The following is a 19,429-nucleotide window of genomic DNA, read 5'->3' as shown; positions in this document are numbered from 1 at the left end:
AAGGTGTGTGTCGATACCGGCGCTGATCGACACCCTGGTATCGGTTCGGCGCGCGACGAGGGGGTCAGCTTGCGGTTCGGCACGGCTGCGTGCGGAGCGGTCAGGCGTCACGATCCTGTTGAAACAGCGGGATCGGAGGAGCGGGATCAGAAGAGCCGGTTCAGAGCAGCATGAAGGTCGCGGTGCCCACGCCGGCCACCACCACGAGCACCCGGAAGACGGCCGGCGGCATCTTGCGGCCCAGGCGCGCTCCGACGTACCCGCCCACCACGGACCCGGCCGCGAGCAGCCCGATCGCCAGCCAGTCCAGGTCGGCGACCACCACGAAGATGAGAGTGGCCACGACGTTGGCGGCCAGCACGGCGAGGGTCTTGAGCGCGTTCACGATCCGCACCGGGAAATCGGTCCCGAGCCCGAGCACCGCGGCCATCATCACGCCGGAGCCGGCCCCGAAGTAGCCGCCGTAGGTGCCGGTGAGCACGGCGAGCACCACGGTGGCCGGGGACATCTCGTGGCGCAGCCGGGTGGGCTCGTTGCGGGTGCGGCGCAGCCACGCGCTGATCCACGGCTGCGCGCCGACGAGCAGGCAGGAGAGCAGGATCAGCCACGGCACGACCGCCTCGAACACCCCGGGTGGCAGCGCGAGGAGCAGGATCGCCCCACCGACCGACCCCGCCGCACAGGTCGCGAGCACGACGGCCGTCGCACGGGGGTGCTCGCGCAGCTCCTGCCGGTAGCCGAACGAGCCGCTCAGCCCGGCGGGCACCAGTCCGACGGTGTTCGACGCGTTCGCGACGACGGGCGGCAGCCCGACGGCGAGCAGCACGGGGAAGCTGAGGAGGGACGCGACGCCGACCGTCGAGGTCAGCACCCCGGCTCCGAGTCCGGCGCCGAGGACGGCGAGCTGTTCCCAGCCGGTCACCGCTCCTGGCCCCGGAGGAGCGCTACGTCGCTCACCATCTCGACGTGCGCGTGCATGGCCGCAGCGGCAGCCTCCGGGTCGCGGGCCCGGATGGCGTCCGCGATGGCCCGGTGCCCGTTCAGAGAGTTGCGGGGACGCCCCGGCTGGGAGAGCGACTCGAGCCTGCTCTCCCGGATCAGGCTGGCGATCTCCCGCATGGTCTGGGCCAGGAGGTCGGAGTGGGCGGCGGTGGTCACGGCCCCGTGGAACTGCTCGTCGGCCTCCACGCCCCGGTCTCCGTGGGTGATGGCCTCCTCCATCGTGTCCAGCGCCGCGTCGATCGCCGCCAGGTCGTCCTCCGTGCGGCGCTCTGCGGCCAGGGCGGCGATCTTCGTCTCCAGCGCGTCCCGGATGTCGATGATCTCGGGCATCCGGTCGGCGTGCGCACGGATCGCCTCAACGATCCGGCTCTCGCTGTGCTTGCCGGTCAGGATGGTGCCGTCCCCGTGCCGCACGACGACGACGCCGACCACCTCCAGCGCGACGAGCGCCTGGCTGAGGGTCGCCCGGCTGACCCCGAGGCGGGACGCGAGCTCGCGTTCGGGCGGCAGCCGGTCCCCGGCTTCGAGCCCGTTCTGCCGGATCCAGGCGGTGATCTGCTCCGCCACCTGCTCGTAGAGGCGCGTGCGGGTCAGCGGTGTCGGCAGTTCGGCGGAAGCCTTGGGGGTCACCAGCCGAGAATACTTGACAGAACCGCCACTGGACTATTGGCTAGGCCACTGATCCATCGTGCCTCGTCGGTCAAAGGTGACTGCCGCGATGGGAAGAGGAGTTCTCATGGGTCCTGAGTGGATCGCGATCATCGCGCTGGTCGCGTTGTTCGTGGCCGGGACAGTCCTGCCGATCAACATGGGCGCGCTCGCCTATGTGGCGGCCTGGTTCGTCGGCGTCTTCGCCCTGCACATGGATGAGAAAGAGGTTCTGGGCGGTATCAGCGCCGACCTCGTGCTGACCCTTATCGGGGTTACGTATCTGTTCTCCATCGCCAAGAACAACGGCACCGTCGATCTCATCGTTTCCAAGGCGATCCAGGCCGTCGGGGGCCGGGTGGCACTCATCCCCTGGGTCATGTTCGGCGTGACGGCCCTCCTCACCGCGATGGGCGCCGCCAGCCCCGCGGCCTGCGCGATCATCGGCCCCGTCGCCCTCGGCTTCGCCCGCCGCTACCAGATCAACCCGCTCATGATGGGCATGTTCGTGGTGCACGGCGCCCAGGGCGGCGGGTTCTCCCCGATCAGCATCTACGGCACCATCACCAACTCCGTGATGTCTGATGTCGGCTACGAGGGCACCGAGATGGCGGTGTTCATCGCGTCGCTCGCCGTCAACACCGCGATGGCCGTGATCCTGTTCCTCGCGCTCGGCGGACGTCAGCTGATGCAGCAGCGGGTCGACCCCGCCGAGGCCTCCGAGGCGGCCGACCACGTCGTCGACGACCTGCACACCGGGGGTGCGTCCGTGACGGCCAGCGGCCAGGGCGCCGGCGTCTCGACCACCACACGCGGCACCGGTGTGCGCCGGGACCACGTGCTGACGCTCGTCGCGTTCGCCGCGGTGGCGACCACCGCCCTCGCCTTCGACATGAACATCGGCTTCGTCTCGATCACCGCCGCGGTGGTGCTCGCCATGCTCTCGCCGCAGCAGCACAAGGACGCCGTCAAGCAGATCGCGTGGCCCACGGTGCTGCTCGTGGCCGGCGTGAGCACCTACGCGACGATCCTGACCGAGGCAGGCTCTCCCGAGTACATCGGTAACTGGGCGGCAGGCCTCGGCATCGCCGCCATCGGCGCGCTGGTGCTCTGCTACGTCGGCGGCATCGCCTCGGCGTTCGCGTCGTCGACGGCGCTGCTGCCGGTCATCATCCCGATCGCCGTGCCGCTCATCGCGGGCGGCGGCGTCAGCCCCTGGGCGATGGCGGCGGCCCTGGCCGTCTCCTCGACCATCGTCGATGTCAGCCCCTTCTCCACGAACGGAGCCCTGATGCTCGCCAACCGCCCGGACACGATCTCCGAGCAGGCCTACTACAAGCAGATCCTCAACTACGCCATCATCGTCACCCTCGTGGGGCCGCTGCTGGTCTGGGGCATCCTCGTCCTGCCGGGCTGGTGAGCACCATGACCGGCCCCTTGGACGACGTCGTCGTCGTCGACCTCTCCCGGGCCCTCGCCGGGCCGCACGCCACGATGATGCTCGGTGACCTGGGGGCGCGCGTCGTCAAGGTGGAGGTGCCTGACCGAGGCGACGACACCCGCAGCTGGGGTCCGCCCTTCGTCGGTGACGAGGACGCCCGCGAGTCGACGTACTTCCTGTCCGCGAACCGGAACAAGGAGTCGATAGCGCTCGACCTCAAGGCCGACGCCGACCGGGCGACCCTGCTCGAGCTCGTCGACCGTGCCGATGTGCTCGTCGAGAACTTCCGGACGGGCGTGCTGGAGCGGCTCGGCCTCGGCGTCGAGTCGTTGCTGCAGCGCAACCCCCGCCTGGTGGTGCTCTCGATCACCGGGTTCGGGCACGACGGTCCTGAGGGCGGTCGTGCCGGGTACGACCAGATCGCCCAGGGCGAGGCCGGCCTGATGTCGCTCACCGGGTCCGGTCCGGACGACCCGCAGCGCGTCGGCGTGCCGATCGGCGACCTGCTGGCCGGGATCTACGGCGCGTACGGCGTGCTCGCGGCGCTGCACGAGCGGCACACCACCGGCGTCGGACAGGTCGTGCGGACGTCGCTGCTGGCGGCGGTCACCGGCGTGCACGCCTTCCAGGGCACCCGGTGGACGGTCGCCGGGGAGGTGGGGCACGCGCAAGGCAACCACCACCCTTCGATCGCGCCGTACGGTCTGTTCCGCTGCCGTGACGGCGCCGTCCAGATAGCCGTCGGGTCCGAGGTGCTGTGGCAGAAGTTCTGCCTCGCCTTCGGGCTGGACGCCGACGCGGAGGGCATGCGGAGCAACCCGGAACGGGTGGCCCGCCGCGACCAGGTCATCGAGGCCGTCGAGGCCGCGTTCGCCGACATGGACGCCGACGCGCTGCTCGAGCGGCTCGCCGACGCCGGGATCCCGGCGGGCCGGGTGCGTACGCTCGACGAGGTGTACGCATGGGAGCAGACGGCGAGCCAGGGGTTGCTCGTGGACGTCCAGCACAGCAGCCTCGGCACGATGACGCTGCCCGGCCCGCCGCTGCGGTTCTTCGACCCGTCCGGCGCCGAGGTCACGCACCGGGACCACCGGGCGCCCCCGGTGCTGGACGAGCACGCCGCCCGCATCCGGGCCTGGCTCGACACGCCCCGGCCGGGGACCCCGGGCACGGAGGCTCAGGGCGCGGAGACACGGGATCCGGAGGACGACCGGTGACGCGCCGGTGGACCGCGCGCGAGCTGCTCGACCTGGTCCTCGACGCGGACAGCTTCGAGTCCTGGGACGAACCGGTCGACACGTCGGAGCATCCCGCGGAGTACCGGGCGGTGCTGGCGGCGGCCGCGGACAAGGCCGGGACCGACGAGTCGGTGCTCACCGGCCGCGGGAGGGTCCGGGGCCGGCCCGTCGTGGTCGTCGTCAACGAGTTCCGCTTCCTCGGCGGCTCCATCGGCCGGGCCGCCGCCCGGCGGATCACCGCCGCCGTCCGGCGCGCGACGGCGGAACGACTGCCTCTCCTGGCGACCACGGCGTCCGGCGGCACCCGGATGCAGGAGGGCACTCCCGCGTTCCTCCGGATGGTCGAGATCTCCCGCGCCGTCATGGACCACCGCGACGCCGGCCTCCCGTACCTCGTGTACCTGCGGCACCCCACCACCGGTGGCGTGTACGCGTCCTGGGGCTCGCTCGCTCACCTCACCGTCGCCGAGCCGGGAGCCCTCATCGGGTTCCTCGGACCGCGTGTCGTCGAGGCGCTGACAGGCACGGCGCTGCCCGACGGCGTCCAGTCCGCCGAGAACCTCGCCGCCAAGGGCGTGCTCGACGGCGTCGTCGCCCCCGAGAACCTCCCGGCGCTCGTCGAGCGGGCGCTCGCGGTGCTGGTCGACCCACCGACGCCGTCGAACCTGCCGCGCCGGGAGGGCGAGCCCTCGGGCACGACGTCGGCGTGGGACTCCGTGCTGCGGACCCGTGCCGATGACCGGGTGGGCGTGCGGGACCTGCTGCGTTACGGCGCGTCGGGGACGGTGCGGCTGTCCGGCACGGAGGAGGGCGAGCGGGACGAGTCGATGCTGGTCGCGCTCACGCGTCTCGACGGCCGGCCGTGCCTGGTCGTCGGGCAGGACCGGACCCGGCAGAGCGACCGCACCCCGATGGGCCCCGCCGCCCTGCGCGTGGCGCGGCGTGCGATGGGTCTCGCCGAGGAGCTGCGGCTGCCCCTGGTCGCGGTGATCGACACACCGGGTGCGGAGCTCTCGCAGGACGCCGAGGAGGGGGCGCTGGCGGGCGAGATCGCGCGCTGCATGGCGGCGCTGACCCGGATGACGGTGCCGACGCTGTCGGTGATCCTCGGCCAGGGCTGCGGCGGCGGCGCGCTCGCGCTGCTCCCGGCACAAGTGGTGATCGCGGCGGAGCACGCCTGGCTCTCCCCGTTGCCGCCGGAGGGCGCGAGCGTCATCGTGCACGGGGACACGGCGCACGCCGCGCAGATGGCCGAGGCGCAGCACGTGCGCGCCGTCGACCTGCTCGCGGAGGGTGCGGTGCAGCGGGTGGTCCCGGAGCACGACGGCGACACCGCACGGGACGTGGCGGTCGCCGTGGCCGCGGAGTGCGCGGCGGTGCTGAACCGGATGGCCTCGTCCCCCGGAGGCGCTCTCTCCTTCGAGGCTTAGGTTTCTCCGCTCTGAACCGTTTCAGAACGAAGGAACTGAGGCCTCGAAAGGGATGGGCCCGCGTGCCTAGCGCTTCTGCTTCTCCAGCGCCTTGCGGACCTGCTGGATCAGGGCGAAGACCAGGAGCGCGGCGAAGGTGATCGACGCGACGTCGTCGGGCATCACGACCGAGAGGCTCGCGCCGCCGAACGAGAAGCCCGACGCCACCAGGCCGATGATCGCGGCGGTCTTCAGGCGGACCAGCCGGTTGCGGGCGTTGACCCAGGTCCCCGAGATGGCGGTGGGGATCATCGCGACCAGGGACGTGCCCTTGGCCAGGGCCGGGGCGAAGTCGAACAGGGCGGACAGGCCCGGGACGGCGAGCTGACCGCCGCCGATGCCGAGCAGGCCGGACGCGATACCCATGACGAGGCCGAGTCCGATCATCCCTGCGCCGTCGAGCACGCTGGGCAGCCCTTCGGGGGAGTCGACCGACGGCGGCTCGCCGAACCCGTCCAGCAGGGACCGCACGATCCCCGCGACGAGCACCCCGACGAAGAGCCAGCGCAGCAGGGTCTCGGGGACCCTGGCCAGCAGCCGCGCCCCGACCACCGCCCCGATCACCGAACCCACAACGAGCAGCCCCGCGGCGATGAGGTCCACGGCCTCGTGCGTCAGGTACGGGATGGATCCGACGATCGCCGCGGGCAGGATCGCTGCGAGCGAGTAGGCACTGGCACGGCGCTGCGTGAGGCCGCCGAGCGAGGTCAGGAGGGGCACCATCACGATGCCGCCGCCCAGGCCGAACAGCCCGGAGAAGGCTCCACCGACGATCCCGACGAGGACGGCGCGAGGAAGTGTCAGGGATGCGTCAGTCTGCTCGGTCACCCCGCGATGATCTCAGGTGCGCTGCGATGGTCCGGGCGCAGTCCGTCGACGCCCTGCGCGTGGTGTCGACCTCGAGGTCGTAGACGACGCCCTCGTGGACCATGTCGGCCTGCTTGGCGGCCATGCCCGCGACGCGGTCGCCGCGAGCGGCCTCGCGCTCCTCGGCGACGGCGGCGTGGCAGCGCACGCCGACCCACAGCGTGGGCACGTCGCCCAGGGCGTCGAGCCAGCGGCGCTGCGACACGGCGCCGCCGAGGAACACGTCGTCGACGACGATGTGCGCGCCCGCGCGGGCCATGGCGACGAGCCCCGTGATCCAGGCGTCCTGCAGCACCATGAAGTCGTGCCCGACGGCGACGCCGCCGTCGTCCGCGAACCCGATCCCGTCGCCGCCGGTGGTCAGGCGGGCGGGCATCGCCTCGACGAGGGTGTCGATGCTGAGGGACAGCCAGGCCTCGGGGAGGACGGTCTGCAGGCTGCGCGCGATACCTGACTTGCCGGAGCTCGAACCACCGTTGAGGACGATCACCTGGGTGCCCATGCCGCAACGGTACGAGTGTGGGTGGCGCACGCTACAGTGAATTCCAAGGTTGAGCGGAGTAGACTCAACTTTGAGCGTGACCGGCATCTCCCTGAGGAGCTGGTCGTGCGCAGACTTCAGCATCATCGTGGGAGGCCTCATGGACACCAAGTTCACGACCATGTCGCAGCAGGCGATCGGCGACGCGATCCAGTCGGCGTCAGCGGCCGGCAACCCTCAGCTCGAGCCGGTCCACCTGCTCGCCTCGCTGCTCCAGCAGGAGCGTGGTGTCGCGACCGGGCTGCTCGACGCGGTCGGGGCGAACGTGCAGGCCATCGGCCGGCAGGTGCGCGCGGCCCTCGTCGCGCTGCCGCAGGCCAGCGGGGCGAGCACCGCCCAGCCGAGCGCGAGCCGGGCCATGGCCACGGTCCTGGACCTGGCGTCCAAGGAGGCACAAGGGCTGGGTGACGAGTACGTCTCCACGGAGCACCTGCTCATCGCCGTCGCGTCCGGTCAGTCGCCCGCCGCCCAGATCCTGTCCGACGCGGGGGCCACCGCTGACGCCCTGCGCGCGGCGCTGCCCGCCGTGCGCGGGTCCGGCCGGGTCACCAGCCCCAACCCGGAGGGCACGTACAAGGCTCTCGAGCAGTACGGCACGGACCTGACGCAGCGCGCCCGGGACGGAAAGCTGGACCCGGTCATCGGTCGTGACTCGGAGATCCGCCGCGTGATCCAGGTGCTGAGCCGCCGCACCAAGAACAACCCCGTGCTCATCGGCGAGCCCGGCGTCGGCAAGACCGCCGTCGTCGAAGGGCTGGCCCAGCGGGTCGTCGCGGGGGACGTGCCCGAGTCCCTCAAGGGCAAGCGGCTCGTCGCGCTGGACCTGGCCTCGATGGTGGCCGGGGCGAAGTACCGCGGCGAGTTCGAGGAGCGCCTCAAGGCGGTCCTGGAGGAGATCACGGCGTCGGACGGCGAGGTGGTCACCTTCATCGACGAGCTGCACACGGTCGTCGGCGCGGGCGCCGGCGGTGAGGGAGCCATGGACGCGGGCAACATGCTCAAGCCCATGCTCGCGCGCGGTGAGCTGCGGATGGTGGGCGCCACCACGCTCGACGAGTACCGCGAGCACATCGAGAAGGACCCGGCGCTGGAGCGCCGGTTCCAGCAGGTGTTCGTCGGCGAGCCGTCGGTCGAGGACACGGTGGCGATCCTGCGCGGCCTCAAGGAGCGCTACGAGGCGCACCACAAGGTGACCATCGCCGACTCGGCGCTGGTGGCGGCCGCGTCGCTCTCCGACCGGTACATCTCCGGGCGTCAGCTCCCCGACAAGGCGATCGACCTGGTCGACGAGGCCGCCTCCCGGCTGCGCATGGAGCTCGACTCGTCCCCGGTGGAGGTCGACGAGCTGCAGCGTGCGGTCACGCGCCTCGAGATGGAAGAGGTGGTGCTCTCCGAGTCGGAGGACGCGGCTTCCACGGAGCGCCTCCAGCGCCTCCGGGCCGACCTGGCGGACCGCCGCGAGGCCCTCGCGGCGCTCACGGCGCGCTGGGAGTCCGAGAAGGCCGGCCACAACCGCGTCGGTGACCTGCGCGCTCGTCTCGACGAGCTGCGCACCGACGCCGAGCGCAAGCTGCGCGAGGGCGACCTCGAGGGCGCCGCACGGATCCGGTACGGCGAGATCCCGGTGGTCGAGAAGGAGCTCGTGGCGGCGGAGGAGGCCGAGGCCGGCTCGGAGGACGGGCCCGGTCCGGACGGGCTGGGCCCGGAGCACGCCGAGCCGCCGATGATCGCCGACAAGGTGGGCGCCGACGAGATCGCCGAGGTGGTCGCCGCGTGGACCGGCATCCCGGCCGGGCGGCTGCTGCAGGGCGAGTCCGAGAAGCTCCTGCACATGGAGGACGTCCTGGGGCAGCGTCTCATCGGCCAGAAGGCCGCGGTGGCGGCGGTGTCCGACGCCGTGCGGCGCACCAGGGCCGGCGTCTCCGATCCCGACCGGCCCACCGGTTCCTTCCTGTTCCTCGGTCCCACGGGTGTCGGCAAGACCGAGCTCGCCAAGGCGCTGGCCGACTTCCTGTTCGACGACGAGCGCGCCATGGTGCGGATCGACATGTCCGAGTACGGCGAGAAGCACTCCGTCGCCCGGCTCGTCGGCGCGCCGCCCGGCTACGTCGGGTACGAGGAGGGCGGCCAGCTCACCGAGGCGGTCCGGCGTCGGCCCTACTCGGTGGTGCTGCTCGACGAGGTGGAGAAGGCGCACCCGGAGGTCTTCGACGTCCTGCTCCAGGTGCTCGACGACGGCCGCCTCACCGACGGCCAGGGCCGCACGGTCGACTTCCGCAACACGATCCTGGTGCTGACGTCGAACCTCGGCTCGCAGTTCCTCGTGGAACCGATGCTGTCGGACGAGGAGCGGCGCGAGTCCGTGATGACGGCCGTACGCGCCGCGTTCAAGCCCGAGTTCCTCAACCGGCTCGACGACGTGGTCGTCTTCGACGCGCTCACGCTGAACGAGCTGGGCCACATCGTGGAGCTGCAGGTCGGCGCCTTCGCGAAGCGGCTGGAGGACCGCCGCATCACGCTCGACGTGACGGAGGCGGCGCGCGAGTGGCTCGCACTGGAGGGCTTCGACCCCGCGTACGGCGCCCGGCCGCTGCGCCGTCTGGTGCAGCGTGAGATCGGCGACCGCCTGGCACGGCTGCTGCTCGCGGGCGAGGTGTCCGACGGTGACACGGTGGTCGTCGACCGTGCGGACGGCGAGGGCCTGACTCTCGACCGCAAGGTGCTGACCGCCTGATCCCCGTCCGGCGACCCGGTGTACGTCGTTCGACGTACACCGGGTTACGCCGATCGAGCGATGTGAGGTGCACGGTCCGCCTGCGATCCTGGGGAACGAGGGAACAGCCGCGTGGGGGCGGGCGGGGTGAGCGACACCAGGGAACAGCACAGTGTGATGGTGTTGTGAAGGTGAGTGCCCGACCGCCCAGAACCTGAAATCTCGCACGTCCCTCTGTGTGTGCGGGGTGAAACCGTGCGCGGCATGCCGCACACGGTCCCACACGGTCAGGGCGCGCGGGGGGCGAGCCGACGGGGGCCACGGGAAGGGCAGACGGTCAGGGAGGGCCTGATGCTGCGGTTCCACTTCACTTCGGATGATCTTGCCCGGGTCCGGATCGCTCCGGGCCCGGACCCTCTGTGGGAGGTGCTGCTCAGTGCGCACGTGGTGAACCAGCGTTCGGGCACGGTGCTGTTCGGGCGCTGGCGGGAGCGGGTCGTCTCCGGTCTGTCGCCGGCGGCCCGGATGCTGCTGCGGCTGACGCCTCCGCGGGGATACTCCCCGGACTTTCTCACGCCGGTGACGGGTACCGACAGCTTCGAGACAGGGCTCGACGCGGTGCTGTCCACCCCGAGGACACAGCTCCGCCACGACATCTCGGTGCTGGCACGCGAGCACCAGCCGCGCCTCTGGATGCGTGATCTTGCCGACGGCTCCGCACCCGCCGTGCGGGGGCTCGGCGTCGCGATGCGCTCCTACTACCAGCAGGCCGTCGAGCCGTACTGGAACGACATCCGCGCCGCCGTCGACATCGACCGTGCGGCGCGCACCCGCGCCTGGGTGGAGGGTGGCACGGAGCACGCGCTACGGACGCTGCACCCGTCGGTGCGCTGGGAGTACCCCGTCCTGTCGGTGTCGACGGCCGCCGACCGGGACGTCCACCTGGCCGGCCGTGGCCTGCTGATCATCCCGTCGTACTTCTGCGTCCGGGCCCCGATCACGCTGGCCGACGCCGAGCTGCCCCCTGTGCTGCTCTACCCGATCGTGCACGAGCCCACCGCCACGGACCGGAGCTTCGAGGGCAGGACCGACAGCGGGCGACAGCTCACCGCGCTCCTCGGCCGCACCCGGGCGGCGGTGCTGCGGGCGCTCGGCACCGGGGCCACGACCAGCGAGATCGCGCACCGCCTGGCGATCTCCCCGGCCTCTGCGTCAGAGCACGCCACTGTGCTGCGCAACGCCGGCCTGATCGCCAGCGCACGCGAGCGCAACACGGTGATCCACGCGCTGACGCCGCTGGGCCGGACCCTGCTGGACGGATGTGTCGGGCGGGGACCGGCGAGGCCGGCGGCTGTCGCCATCGCCGGCGTTCCTGCTACTGCAGGAGATCCTGCGTGATCGGCTCGCCCGTGGTGGCGAGGCACAGGCCCACCCGGTCGCCGTCGGCCCACGACTCCTCGCTGGGGCCCCAGACCACGTAGCTCACGGAGCTCGCGAGCTGGCTGGTGCGCGCGGTCGGGCCGAGCTGCTTGGTGCCGCACACCAGCGCCACCCGCTTGTCGACCTCGTCACGACCCGGCCACACGGCGGCGTCGGCGAAGTCGGTGCGGCCCACCACCTGTGCGGTGTGCGAGGTGTCGCAGGGAACGGCGAGCACCTCGGTGACCTCGCCGTCCTCGGGGACCGTCTCCAGACAGGACCCGAGCACGAGCTGGAGCGGGTGAACCTCGCGAGGCTCCGCGATCATCGCCTCGATCGGCTCCCACTGCTGCTTGCTCACCATGTTCACGACGAGGGCGATCACCGCCACCACGGCCGCCAGCGCGACCACCGCTCCACCGATCATCGCGAACCGGCGCCGCTTGGCGGCATCGTCGGCGGCGGTCGCCGGGCGCCAGCCCGCGTAGGTGGTTTCGGGCGCGTAGCCCTGTACGGCCGGGAACGAGTGAGCGGAGCCACCGCGCGGCGACGGGAACGGTGACGGCGGCTGCTGCGGGCCATCGCCCCGGGGCTGGCGCGGCGCACCCGGCTGCGGCTGGTGCTGGGGCGGGCCGGCGGGCGTCGGGAACGGGCTCGGCGGCGCGACAGTCGGCGGGATGCGCGTCGTGGGCGACGCGAAGAGCTCGGGCGCCTCGGCCGGAGCCGGGTCCACGGTGGACGGCTCCTCCTCCGCGGGCGCCTCCGGCTCGGCGGACGCTTCCGTCGTCCCGTCTCCCGGCGGGTCCGCGGCGGCGGCGTCAGCCGTCTGTACCTCGGGCGCATCGCCCTCGCTGACCACCGTGCGTGGTCCGAGCGCCTTCTTGTGCGCTTCGGAGATCGCGGCGAAGGAGAGCGCCTTGAAGTCGAAAGTCTCGTCGATGACGGGTGCTGCCGCGCTGCCCGACGCCGTCCCCGAGCCGGGCTCGCTCGTGCCGGAGGCCTTCGACGTGGTGGGCTCGCTGTCGGCCGTGTCGGGCGTCTCGCCCGGGTCGCCCGAGCCGGGGTCGCTCGGGCTGGTGGTGCTACCGGTGCCACCGTCGGCGTCCGCGCCGGCCGGTTCCCCTGACTCCGCAGAGACTTCGGGTGCCGAGCTCTCGGCATCCGGGGCCGGAACGACCTGCGTCGGGGCGGGAACGGGCGGGACCCGCTTCGGCAGTGCGACCGGGAGCACGACGTTGATCTCCTCCGTGGGTACCGCGTCAGGCGCGGTGCGGCTCGGAGGCTCCGGCGCGGTCTCGGCCGGCTGTGCGGCTTCGGCCGCGGGCGCAGGTCCGTCCGCCGGAGCGCCGGGCTCTTCCTCCGCGGCAGGATCCTCCACAGCAGGGTCCTCCGCGGTGCGGGCCTTCACCACAGGGTCCGCTGCGACCGGGTCTGCTGCGGCCAGGTCTGCTGCGGCGTGGTCCTCCGCTGGGAGGTCTTCCGCGGCGGGCGCGGACGCGTTCTCCTCCGCAGCGGCTCCCTCGGCCTTCGCGTCGGCCTCGGCCTCAACGGCCGGGGCCTCCACAGCCGGGGTTTCCACAGCCCCGGTCTCAGCGGGTACCTCGGGCTCAGCACCATCGTCGGCCGTGTCCGCGGCGTCGTCCGCGCTGCCGGCCGCGCCGTCGTGCGGGTGCTCGGTCCCCTGCTCGGGCGACTCCGTGCCGTCCTCGGAGCCGCTGTCGCCGGACGTGCCGAGTGCGGGGTCCTGCTCCGCCTCGACCACGGACGCCGAGTCGACCGGATCCGTGGCAGGGACCTGGGCGACTTCGGTGGCGGCCGGGAACTGGTCGGGCGTCGACGTCATGCAGGTTAACTTACCGACATTCGGCAACGACCTTGTCACGAGGACGACGGACGCAGGGCATGCGCTCCGTTTATGGACAGTTTCACCCGCTGATTTCCTCATCGACGGCGGAACCTCGGCGCCTCCTGCGCCGTACGCGGGGGCGTCAGTCGGCCAGGTCGACGATCACCGGGACGTGATCGGACGCGCCCTTGCCCTTGCGCTCGTCCCGGTCGATGACGGCGTTCGTCGCGCGGCCGGCGACGGCCGGTGACGCCCAGCAGAAATCGATCCGCAGCCCCTTGTTCCGCGGGAAGGCGAGCTGTTGATAGTCCCAGTAGGTGTAGGTGTGCTCGTCGGGGATGAACTTCCGCGTGAGCTCCGTGTATCCCGCCTCGCCGAACGCGTCGAAGGCGTCCCGCTCGGGCTGGGACACGTGCGTCTTCCCGGCGAAGTCGGCGGCGGCGTACACGTCGGTGTCGAGCGGGATGACGTTCCAGTCGCCCAGGAGGGCGACGGCGTCACCGGCGTCGGCCCAGGTCTGTGCCGAGGTGCGCAGGGCGTCCAGCCAGGCCAGCTTGTAGGTGTAGTGCGGGTCGCCGAGCGCCCGGCCGTGCGGTACGTACAGGCTCCAGACGCGGACGCCGCCACAGGTCGCACCGATCGCTCGCGCCTCGATGGGCGGGACGACGTCGAGCAGCGGGTCAGGGCCGTCCTCGATGATCGCCTTGGTGAAGCCCGGCTGCCCCGGGAACTGGGTGGCGACGTCGTCCAGGCCGACCCGTGACACGATCGCCACGCCGTTCCACTGCGAGAGCCCGAAGTGCGCGACCTCGTACCCGGCGGTCTCGAAGGCCGCCGTCGGGAACTGGTCGTCCCGGCACTTGGTCTCCTGGATCGCCAGGACGTCTGCCTGGGACCGGTCGAGGAAGGCGAGCACGCGGTCGACGCGCGTGCGGATGGAGTTGACGTTCCAGGTGACGAGGCGCACCTGGTCAGCGTACGTGGGACAGCAGCATGTCCGAGCGGTGCAACCGACCGAAGTCGGTGCCCTGACACCACCGGCGCCAGGACGGCGTAGCTGTGATTCCCGCCGCACTTCTCGGGCCCTGACAACCGCGAGGTTCACCCCGACTACGCTGGCTCCGTGCAGATCCTCACCAGGCGTCGTGCCGTCGGCGCCGTCGTCGCCCTCACCACCGCGGCCCTGGTCGCGGCATGCTCGGCAGGCTCCGGCGAGGACACCGGAGGAGCCCGCACCGACGTCGTCGTCGGCCTGACCGGCGAACCGACCAACCTCGACTTCACGACGACGTCGGGCTCGGCCATCCCGCAGCTGCTGATGAACAACGTGTACGAGGGCCTGGTGACGATCGACCAGGAGGGCGAGGTGCAGCCTCAGCTCGCCGAGTCGTGGGAGGTCAACGGGGACCGCACCGTCTACACGTTCACGCTGCACGACGGCGTGACGTTCTCCGACGGCTCGTCCTTCACCGCAAACGACGTCGTGGCGTCGATCGACCGGGTCAAGGAGGACTGGACGCTGAGCCTGAAGTCCAAGATGGACGTGGTGAAGAAGGCGGAGGCGACGAGCGACACCGAGGTCGCGGTCACCCTGAAGCACCCGAGCAACGCCTGGCTCTTCGACATGGGCACGTCCGTGGGCGCCATGTTCCCGGACGACCTGTCCGCTGACCTGGCGACGGAGACGGTGGGTACCGGCCCCTACACGGTCGAGGAGGTCGCCACGGGTGAGCACATCAGGCTCGCGGCCCGCGACGACTACTGGGGCGAGGCGCCCGCGATCCCCGAGGTCACCGTCCGCTACTTCGCCGACGCCAACGCCCAGGCCAACGCCGTCCGGGCCGGCGACATCGACATGGCGTACAACCTGCAGACCCCCGACCTGCTCGACGGTCTGGAGCAGGACGAGAGCCTGCAGGTGATCGACGGCACCTCGAACGGTGAGGTGCTGCTCGCCCTGAACAACGCGGCCCCGCCCTTCGACGACCTCCGGGTCCGCCGCGCGATCCTGTACGCGATCGACCGGAAGGCGGTCCTCGACACCGCCTGGGCGGGGCACGGCGAGCTCGTCGGCTCGATGGTGCCGCCCACCGACCCGTACTACCAGGACCTGACCGACGCCTACCCGTACGACCCGGACAAGGCCCGCGAGCTGCTGGCGGAGGCCGGCGCCGAGGACCTGAGCATCACGTTCGACGTCCCGACCCGCCCCTACGCGGAGGCCGTCGCCCAGGTGGTCGTGTCGCAGCTCGCGGACGTCGGCATCGACGCGACGATCGTCCCCGCGGAGTTCCCGGCCGTCTGGCTGGACAAGGTGTTCACCGAGCACGACTACCAGATGTCGGTGATCCTCCACACGGAGGCCCGGGACATGCTGACGATCTTCGGCGACCCCGACTACTACATCGGCTACGACAACCCGCGGCTCGCCCAGGCCGCCGAGAAGGCAGACCAGGCCAGTCCGGACCAGTACGTGGCCGGCATGCAGGAGGTCGCCCGGATGATCGTCGACGACGCCGCGAGCGCCCCCCTGTTCCTCTTCCCCAACACGGTGGTGGCGGCGGCCGGTCTCGAGGGCGTCGCCGCGAACGCGACCACCGAGTCGATGGACCTGACCGGCCTGCGCTGGTCCGACGGCTGACCCGGCCTGACGCCGGACACCACTCGTGGCCAGACATCTCGCCTCGCACGTCGCCCAGCTCGTCGCCACGCTCCTGGTGGCGACGGCGGCGATCTTCGTGCTGCTGCGCGTGCTGCCCGGAGACCCGGCGGTCGTCGCGCTCGGGATCGAGGCGTCCCCCGAGGCGCTGGCGGCCTGGCGCGCCGAGCACGGCACCGACGGCACGCTCGTCGCGCAGTACCTGGAGTGGGTGGGCGGCCTGCTCACGGGGGATCTCGGCACGAGCTACGTGACGTCGCAGGAGCTCACCCCGCTGGTCGCGGACCGCGTCCAGGTCACGGGCATCCTGGTGCTGCTCGGCATGCTGATCGCGCTGGTGGTGGCGGTGCCGGTGGGCACGCTCGCCGCCGTCTGGCACCGGAACGCGGGTGGTGTGACCCTCTCCACGGTGAGCCAGGTGGGTGTCGCGGTCCCGAACTTCCTGGTGGGCGTGCTGCTCGTGGCGCTGTTCGCCGTGCGGCTGGGCTGGTTGCCCTCGGGCGGCTGGGTGGCGCCCGTCGAGGGGTTCGGGGAGTTCTGGCGGCACGTGCTGCTGCCCGCGGTCGCGCTGGGTTCCGTGCAGGCGGCGATCATCACGCGGTACGTGCGCAGCGCTGTTCTGGAGATCATGCGTGAGGACTTCCTGCGCACAGCCCGCGCCAAGGGGCTCACGTTCACGGGCGCCCTCGTCCGGCACGGGCTGCGGAACGCCGGCGTGCCGATCGTGACGGTGGTGGGCGTGCAGATCGCGTCGATGCTGATCGGCGCCGTCGTGATCGAGCGCGTGTTCGCCGTGCCCGGTCTCGGCAGCCTGCTGCTGGACTCGGTGGGCAACCGCGACCTGCTCGCCGTGCAGTCGATCGTGGCGGTGCTCGTCGTCCTCGTGGTGCTGCTGAACTTCCTCGTCGACCTCGCCTACACGCTGCTCGACCCCCGGCTCAGGAGGGCGTCATGACCGACCCGGCCACGGTCGCCGTCGGGCAGCCGCCGCCCGACCCCCGGACCCCGACAGGAGCCCGCCGGCAACCTGCGGGACCGCGGCCCGAGGCCCGTCGTCCCGGCGTGCACCCCCAGCTGGTGATCGGCGCGGTGCTCGTGGGGCTGGTCGTCGTCACGGCCCTGGTCTCCCTGGTCTGGACGCCGTTCGACCCGGAGCACGCGGGTGCCGAGCGACTCCTGTCGCCGGGTGCCGAGCACTGGCTCGGCACCGACCGGTTCGGCCGTGACGTGTTCTCGCAGGTGATGGCCGGTGCACGGATCACGCTGCTCGTCGGCCTGGTGGCGGTGGGCATCGCGGCGGTGGTGGGCGTGCCGCTCGGCGTGCTCGCGGGGATGCGCGGCGGGCGGCTCGGTGTCCTCCTGATGCGCGGCAGCGACATCCTCCTCGCGTTCCCCGGCCTGCTGCTCGCGATCGTGCTGGGCGCCGTCTACGGCGCGGGCACGGTGACGGCGATGGTCGCGCTCGGCATCGGCTCGATCCCGGCCTTCGCCCGCGTCGCGCGGAGCGGCACGCTGCAGGTCATGCGGTCCGACTACGTGGTCGCCGCCCGGGCGGCGAACCGCGGCGAGCGCGCGATCGCCGCACGGCACGTGCTGCCCAACATCGCAGGGACGGTGCTGGTGCAGTGCTCCGTGAACTTCGCGATCGCCGTGCTCGCCGAGGCCGGGCTGTCCTTCCTCGGCCTGGGCACGCCCCCGCCGACGCCGTCGTGGGGTCGCATGCTGCAGGAGTCGCAGCAGTTCCTCGGCGTCGCCGACCACCTCGCGATCGTGCCCGGCGTCGCGATCGCCGTGGCGGTGCTCGGGTTCAACCTGCTGGGCGACGGGCTGCGCGACGTGTTCGACCCGCGGCTCTCCGCCGTCGGCCCGCATGCCCCGGCGGGCGAGCGCCCGTCGAGCGTGAGCGCCGAGCCCGTCGGGACCACCCGCCCGTCCGTCGAGACCCCCGCCCTCGACATCCGCGACCTCACCGTCCGCACCGACAGCGGCCGCGCCCTCCTGTCCGAGGTCTCCCTCCGCGTAGGCCCCGGCGAGCGCGTCGGCCTGATCGGGGAGTCCGGCTCGGGCAAGACCATGACGGCGCTCGCGGCGCTCGGCCTGCTGCCCGACGGTGTGGTGGCCACCGGGCAGGTGGGCCTCGCCGGGGTGCCCGGGAACCTTCTGGAGCGGGGCGAGCGTGCCCTGGCGGGACTGCGCGGCGAGGCTCTGTCGATGGTCTTCCAGGAGCCGATGACCGCACTGAACCCCCTCCTGCGCGTGGGTCGCCAGGTCGCCGAGACGATGACCCTGCACGGGGCCACGAGCCGGACGGCGACCAGGCGTGCCGCCGAGCTCCTGGCCGAGGTGGGCCTGCCCGACGGCGCCGCACGGCGCTACCCGCACGAGCTGTCCGGCGGGCAGCGGCAGCGGGTGGTGCTGGCCATGGCCCTGGCCAACGACCCGGCGGTGCTGGTGGCGGACGAACCGACGACGGCCCTCGACGTCACGGTGCAGCGCCAGATGCTGGACCTCATGGTGCGGCTGGTCGAGGACCGGGGAGCCGGCCTGCTCTTCATCACGCACGACCTGGCGGTGGTGTCCCAGGTCTGCCAGCGGGTGGTGGTGCTGCTCGACGGCGTGGTGGTCGAGGAGGGCACCGTCGCCCAGGTGTTCGCGCACCCCCGGCACGAGTACACGAGGCGCCTGCTGGCGGCGTCGACCCTGGAGCCCCGCACCACGTCGTCGGTCAGGTCCGAGGACCGGGTCGCCGAGCCGCTGATCCGCGTCGAGGACGTGACGCGGACCTACCAGAGCCGGGGCCAGGCGGTGCACGCGCTGGGTGGCGTCTCCCTGGAGGTCCAGGAGGGGCAGCGCTTCGGGATCGTGGGCGAGTCGGGCTCGGGCAAGTCGACGCTGCTGCGGATCGTGGCGGGGCTGGACCGCGCGACGTCGGGCCGGGTCACCAGTGCCGGTGTGCACCTGCCGGCCGCGCCGCACGAGCTGGGCGACCTGCGTGCCGCCCTGCAGCTCGTCTTCCAGGATCCGTACGGCTCGCTCGATCCCCGCATGACCGTGGGCGACATCGTGGCGGAGCCGCTCCTGAACCCCGCGAACGTCCGGGTCGGTGGCCCGCGGACGGCGTCCGCCCGCCGTGACGCCGTGCGCGAGATGCTCGATGCCGTCGGCCTCCCGCTCGATGCCACCGAGCGGTACCCCCACCAGTTCTCGGGCGGGCAGCGCCAGCGCATCGCCATCGCGCGCGCCCTGGTGTGCCGGCCGCGCATCCTCGTGGCGGACGAGCCGGTCAGTGCGCTCGACGTCTCCGTCCGGCGACAGGTGCTGGACCTGCTGGCCCGGCTCGCGGACGAGCACGCCCTGACGCTGCTGCTCGTGTCGCACGACCTGGGCGTGGTGCGGCACGTCTGCGACCACGTGGCGGTGATGCGTGACGGCCTGATCGTGGAGCAGGGGCCCGCCGACCAGGTCTACGACCACCCGCAGCACGAGTACACGCGCACGCTGCGCGACGCGACACCGGTCCTCCGGCGCTGAGCCTGGCGTTCGCCCCAACCCCAACCTGCCGGCCTCTCTGTTCGTCGGCCCTCGT

14 protein-coding genes are annotated in these 19,429 nt (G+C 72.1%); 8 read left to right on the top strand and 6 right to left on the bottom strand.

Annotation, left to right across the window (positions count from 1 at the left end; genetic code table 11):
* Nucleotides 1-160: 160 nt before the first annotated feature.
* Nucleotides 161-922, bottom strand: coding sequence for a sulfite exporter TauE/SafE family protein (locus LUM46_RS01750; protein WP_274991864.1), 762 nt, complete (start codon nucleotides 920-922; stop codon nucleotides 161-163).
* Entirely contained in the window at nucleotides 919-1,635 is a 717-nt protein-coding gene (locus tag LUM46_RS01745; RefSeq protein ID WP_274992066.1) for a FadR/GntR family transcriptional regulator, read from the bottom strand. The genes LUM46_RS01750 and LUM46_RS01745 overlap by 4 nt, the downstream gene beginning before the upstream one ends.
* 103 nt (nucleotides 1,636-1,738) lie before the next feature.
* Between LUM46_RS01745 and LUM46_RS01740 the strand changes: the two genes are divergently transcribed.
* Genes LUM46_RS01740 through LUM46_RS01730 form a run of 3 tightly spaced genes read left to right on the top strand, consistent with a single transcriptional unit; the run spans nucleotide 1,739 to nucleotide 5,759 of the window.
* The gene (locus LUM46_RS01740) at nucleotides 1,739-3,070 is read left to right on the top strand and encodes an SLC13 family permease (RefSeq protein WP_274991863.1); all 1,332 of its coding nucleotides are present in this window, start codon (nucleotides 1,739-1,741) and stop codon (nucleotides 3,068-3,070) included.
* Between the two features lie 5 nt (nucleotides 3,071-3,075).
* Complete coding sequence (locus LUM46_RS01735; RefSeq protein ID WP_274991862.1) at nucleotides 3,076-4,308, top strand: CaiB/BaiF CoA transferase family protein; 1,233 nt, start codon at nucleotides 3,076-3,078, stop codon at nucleotides 4,306-4,308.
* A complete protein-coding gene (locus tag LUM46_RS01730; protein WP_274991861.1) occupies nucleotides 4,305-5,759 on the top strand; it encodes a carboxyl transferase domain-containing protein in 1,455 nt (484 codons plus the stop codon). The genes LUM46_RS01735 and LUM46_RS01730 overlap by 4 nt, the downstream gene beginning before the upstream one ends.
* A 66-nt stretch (nucleotides 5,760-5,825) precedes the next feature.
* Here the strand turns inward: LUM46_RS01730 and LUM46_RS01725 are convergent, their stop codons facing one another.
* Nucleotides 5,826-6,626 carry a sulfite exporter TauE/SafE family protein gene (locus LUM46_RS01725; RefSeq protein ID WP_274991859.1) on the bottom strand — a complete coding sequence of 267 codons (801 nt, stop codon included), beginning with the start codon at nucleotides 6,624-6,626 and terminating at the stop codon, nucleotides 5,826-5,828.
* A complete protein-coding gene (gene cpt, locus LUM46_RS01720) occupies nucleotides 6,610-7,167 on the bottom strand; it encodes a chloramphenicol phosphotransferase CPT (RefSeq protein ID WP_274991858.1) in 558 nt (185 codons plus the stop codon). Before cpt ends, LUM46_RS01725 begins: the two co-directional genes overlap by 17 nt.
* Nucleotides 7,168-7,306: 139 nt before the next feature.
* Here cpt and clpB point away from each other — a divergent pair, with 139 nt between their 5' ends.
* Both clpB and LUM46_RS01710 read left to right on the top strand, forming a co-directional pair.
* Complete coding sequence (gene clpB, locus LUM46_RS01715; RefSeq protein WP_274991857.1) at nucleotides 7,307-9,940, top strand: ATP-dependent chaperone ClpB; 2,634 nt, start codon at nucleotides 7,307-7,309, stop codon at nucleotides 9,938-9,940.
* A 330-nt stretch (nucleotides 9,941-10,270) separates the two neighbouring features.
* The gene (locus tag LUM46_RS01710) at nucleotides 10,271-11,317 is read left to right on the top strand and encodes a winged helix-turn-helix domain-containing protein (RefSeq protein ID WP_274991856.1); all 1,047 of its coding nucleotides are present in this window, start codon (nucleotides 10,271-10,273) and stop codon (nucleotides 11,315-11,317) included.
* Here the strand turns inward: LUM46_RS01710 and LUM46_RS01705 are convergent.
* Together LUM46_RS01705 and LUM46_RS01700 are read right to left on the bottom strand one after the other, a co-directional pair.
* The gene (locus LUM46_RS01705) at nucleotides 11,295-13,181 is read right to left on the bottom strand and encodes a septum formation family protein (RefSeq protein ID WP_274991855.1); all 1,887 of its coding nucleotides are present in this window, start codon (nucleotides 13,179-13,181) and stop codon (nucleotides 11,295-11,297) included. The genes LUM46_RS01710 and LUM46_RS01705 overlap by 23 nt on opposite strands.
* A 145-nt stretch (nucleotides 13,182-13,326) precedes the next feature.
* Nucleotides 13,327-14,151, bottom strand: a complete 825-nt coding sequence (locus tag LUM46_RS01700) for an exodeoxyribonuclease III (RefSeq protein ID WP_274991853.1) — start codon at nucleotides 14,149-14,151, stop codon at nucleotides 13,327-13,329.
* Between the two features lie 156 nt (nucleotides 14,152-14,307).
* On the opposite strand from LUM46_RS01700, the gene LUM46_RS01695 reads away from it, so the two are divergent.
* Genes LUM46_RS01695 through LUM46_RS01685 form a run of 3 tightly spaced genes read left to right on the top strand, consistent with a single transcriptional unit; the run spans nucleotide 14,308 to nucleotide 19,374 of the window.
* On the top strand, nucleotides 14,308-15,825 hold the full coding sequence (locus tag LUM46_RS01695) for an ABC transporter substrate-binding protein (protein WP_274991852.1): 1,518 nt from the start codon (nucleotides 14,308-14,310) through the stop codon (nucleotides 15,823-15,825).
* A gap of 25 nt (nucleotides 15,826-15,850) precedes the next feature.
* On the top strand, nucleotides 15,851-16,798 hold the full coding sequence (locus LUM46_RS01690) for an ABC transporter permease (RefSeq protein ID WP_274991850.1): 948 nt from the start codon (nucleotides 15,851-15,853) through the stop codon (nucleotides 16,796-16,798).
* Nucleotides 16,795-19,374 (top strand): ABC transporter ATP-binding protein/permease, encoded by a 2,580-nt coding sequence (locus LUM46_RS01685; protein WP_274991849.1) that lies wholly within the window; start codon nucleotides 16,795-16,797, stop codon nucleotides 19,372-19,374. The genes LUM46_RS01690 and LUM46_RS01685 overlap by 4 nt, the downstream gene beginning before the upstream one ends.
* Nucleotides 19,375-19,429: the final 55 nt, after the last annotated feature.

The organism is Promicromonospora iranensis (assembly GCF_028994805.1).
Classification (GTDB): domain Bacteria; phylum Actinomycetota; class Actinomycetes; order Actinomycetales; family Cellulomonadaceae; genus Promicromonospora; species Promicromonospora iranensis.
This window is presented reverse-complemented; position numbering and strand designations above follow the sequence as displayed.

Bases quoted from the DNA above. Each gene is read 5' to 3' on its own strand.
- LUM46_RS01735 (WP_274991862.1), top strand. From the start codon at position 3,076: ATGACCGGCCCCTTGGACGACGTCGTCGTCGTCGACCTCTCCCGGGCC.
- LUM46_RS01705 (WP_274991855.1), bottom strand. From the start codon at position 13,181: ATGACGTCGACGCCCGACCAGTTCCCGGCCGCCACCGAAGTCGCCCAG.
- clpB (WP_274991857.1), top strand. From the start codon at position 7,307: ATGGACACCAAGTTCACGACCATGTCGCAGCAGGCGATCGGCGACGCG.
- LUM46_RS01740 (WP_274991863.1), top strand. From the start codon at position 1,739: ATGGGTCCTGAGTGGATCGCGATCATCGCGCTGGTCGCGTTGTTCGTG.
- LUM46_RS01710 (WP_274991856.1), top strand. From the start codon at position 10,271: ATGCTGCGGTTCCACTTCACTTCGGATGATCTTGCCCGGGTCCGGATC.
- cpt (WP_274991858.1), bottom strand. From the start codon at position 7,167: ATGGGCACCCAGGTGATCGTCCTCAACGGTGGTTCGAGCTCCGGCAAG.
- LUM46_RS01685 (WP_274991849.1), top strand. From the start codon at position 16,795: ATGACCGACCCGGCCACGGTCGCCGTCGGGCAGCCGCCGCCCGACCCC.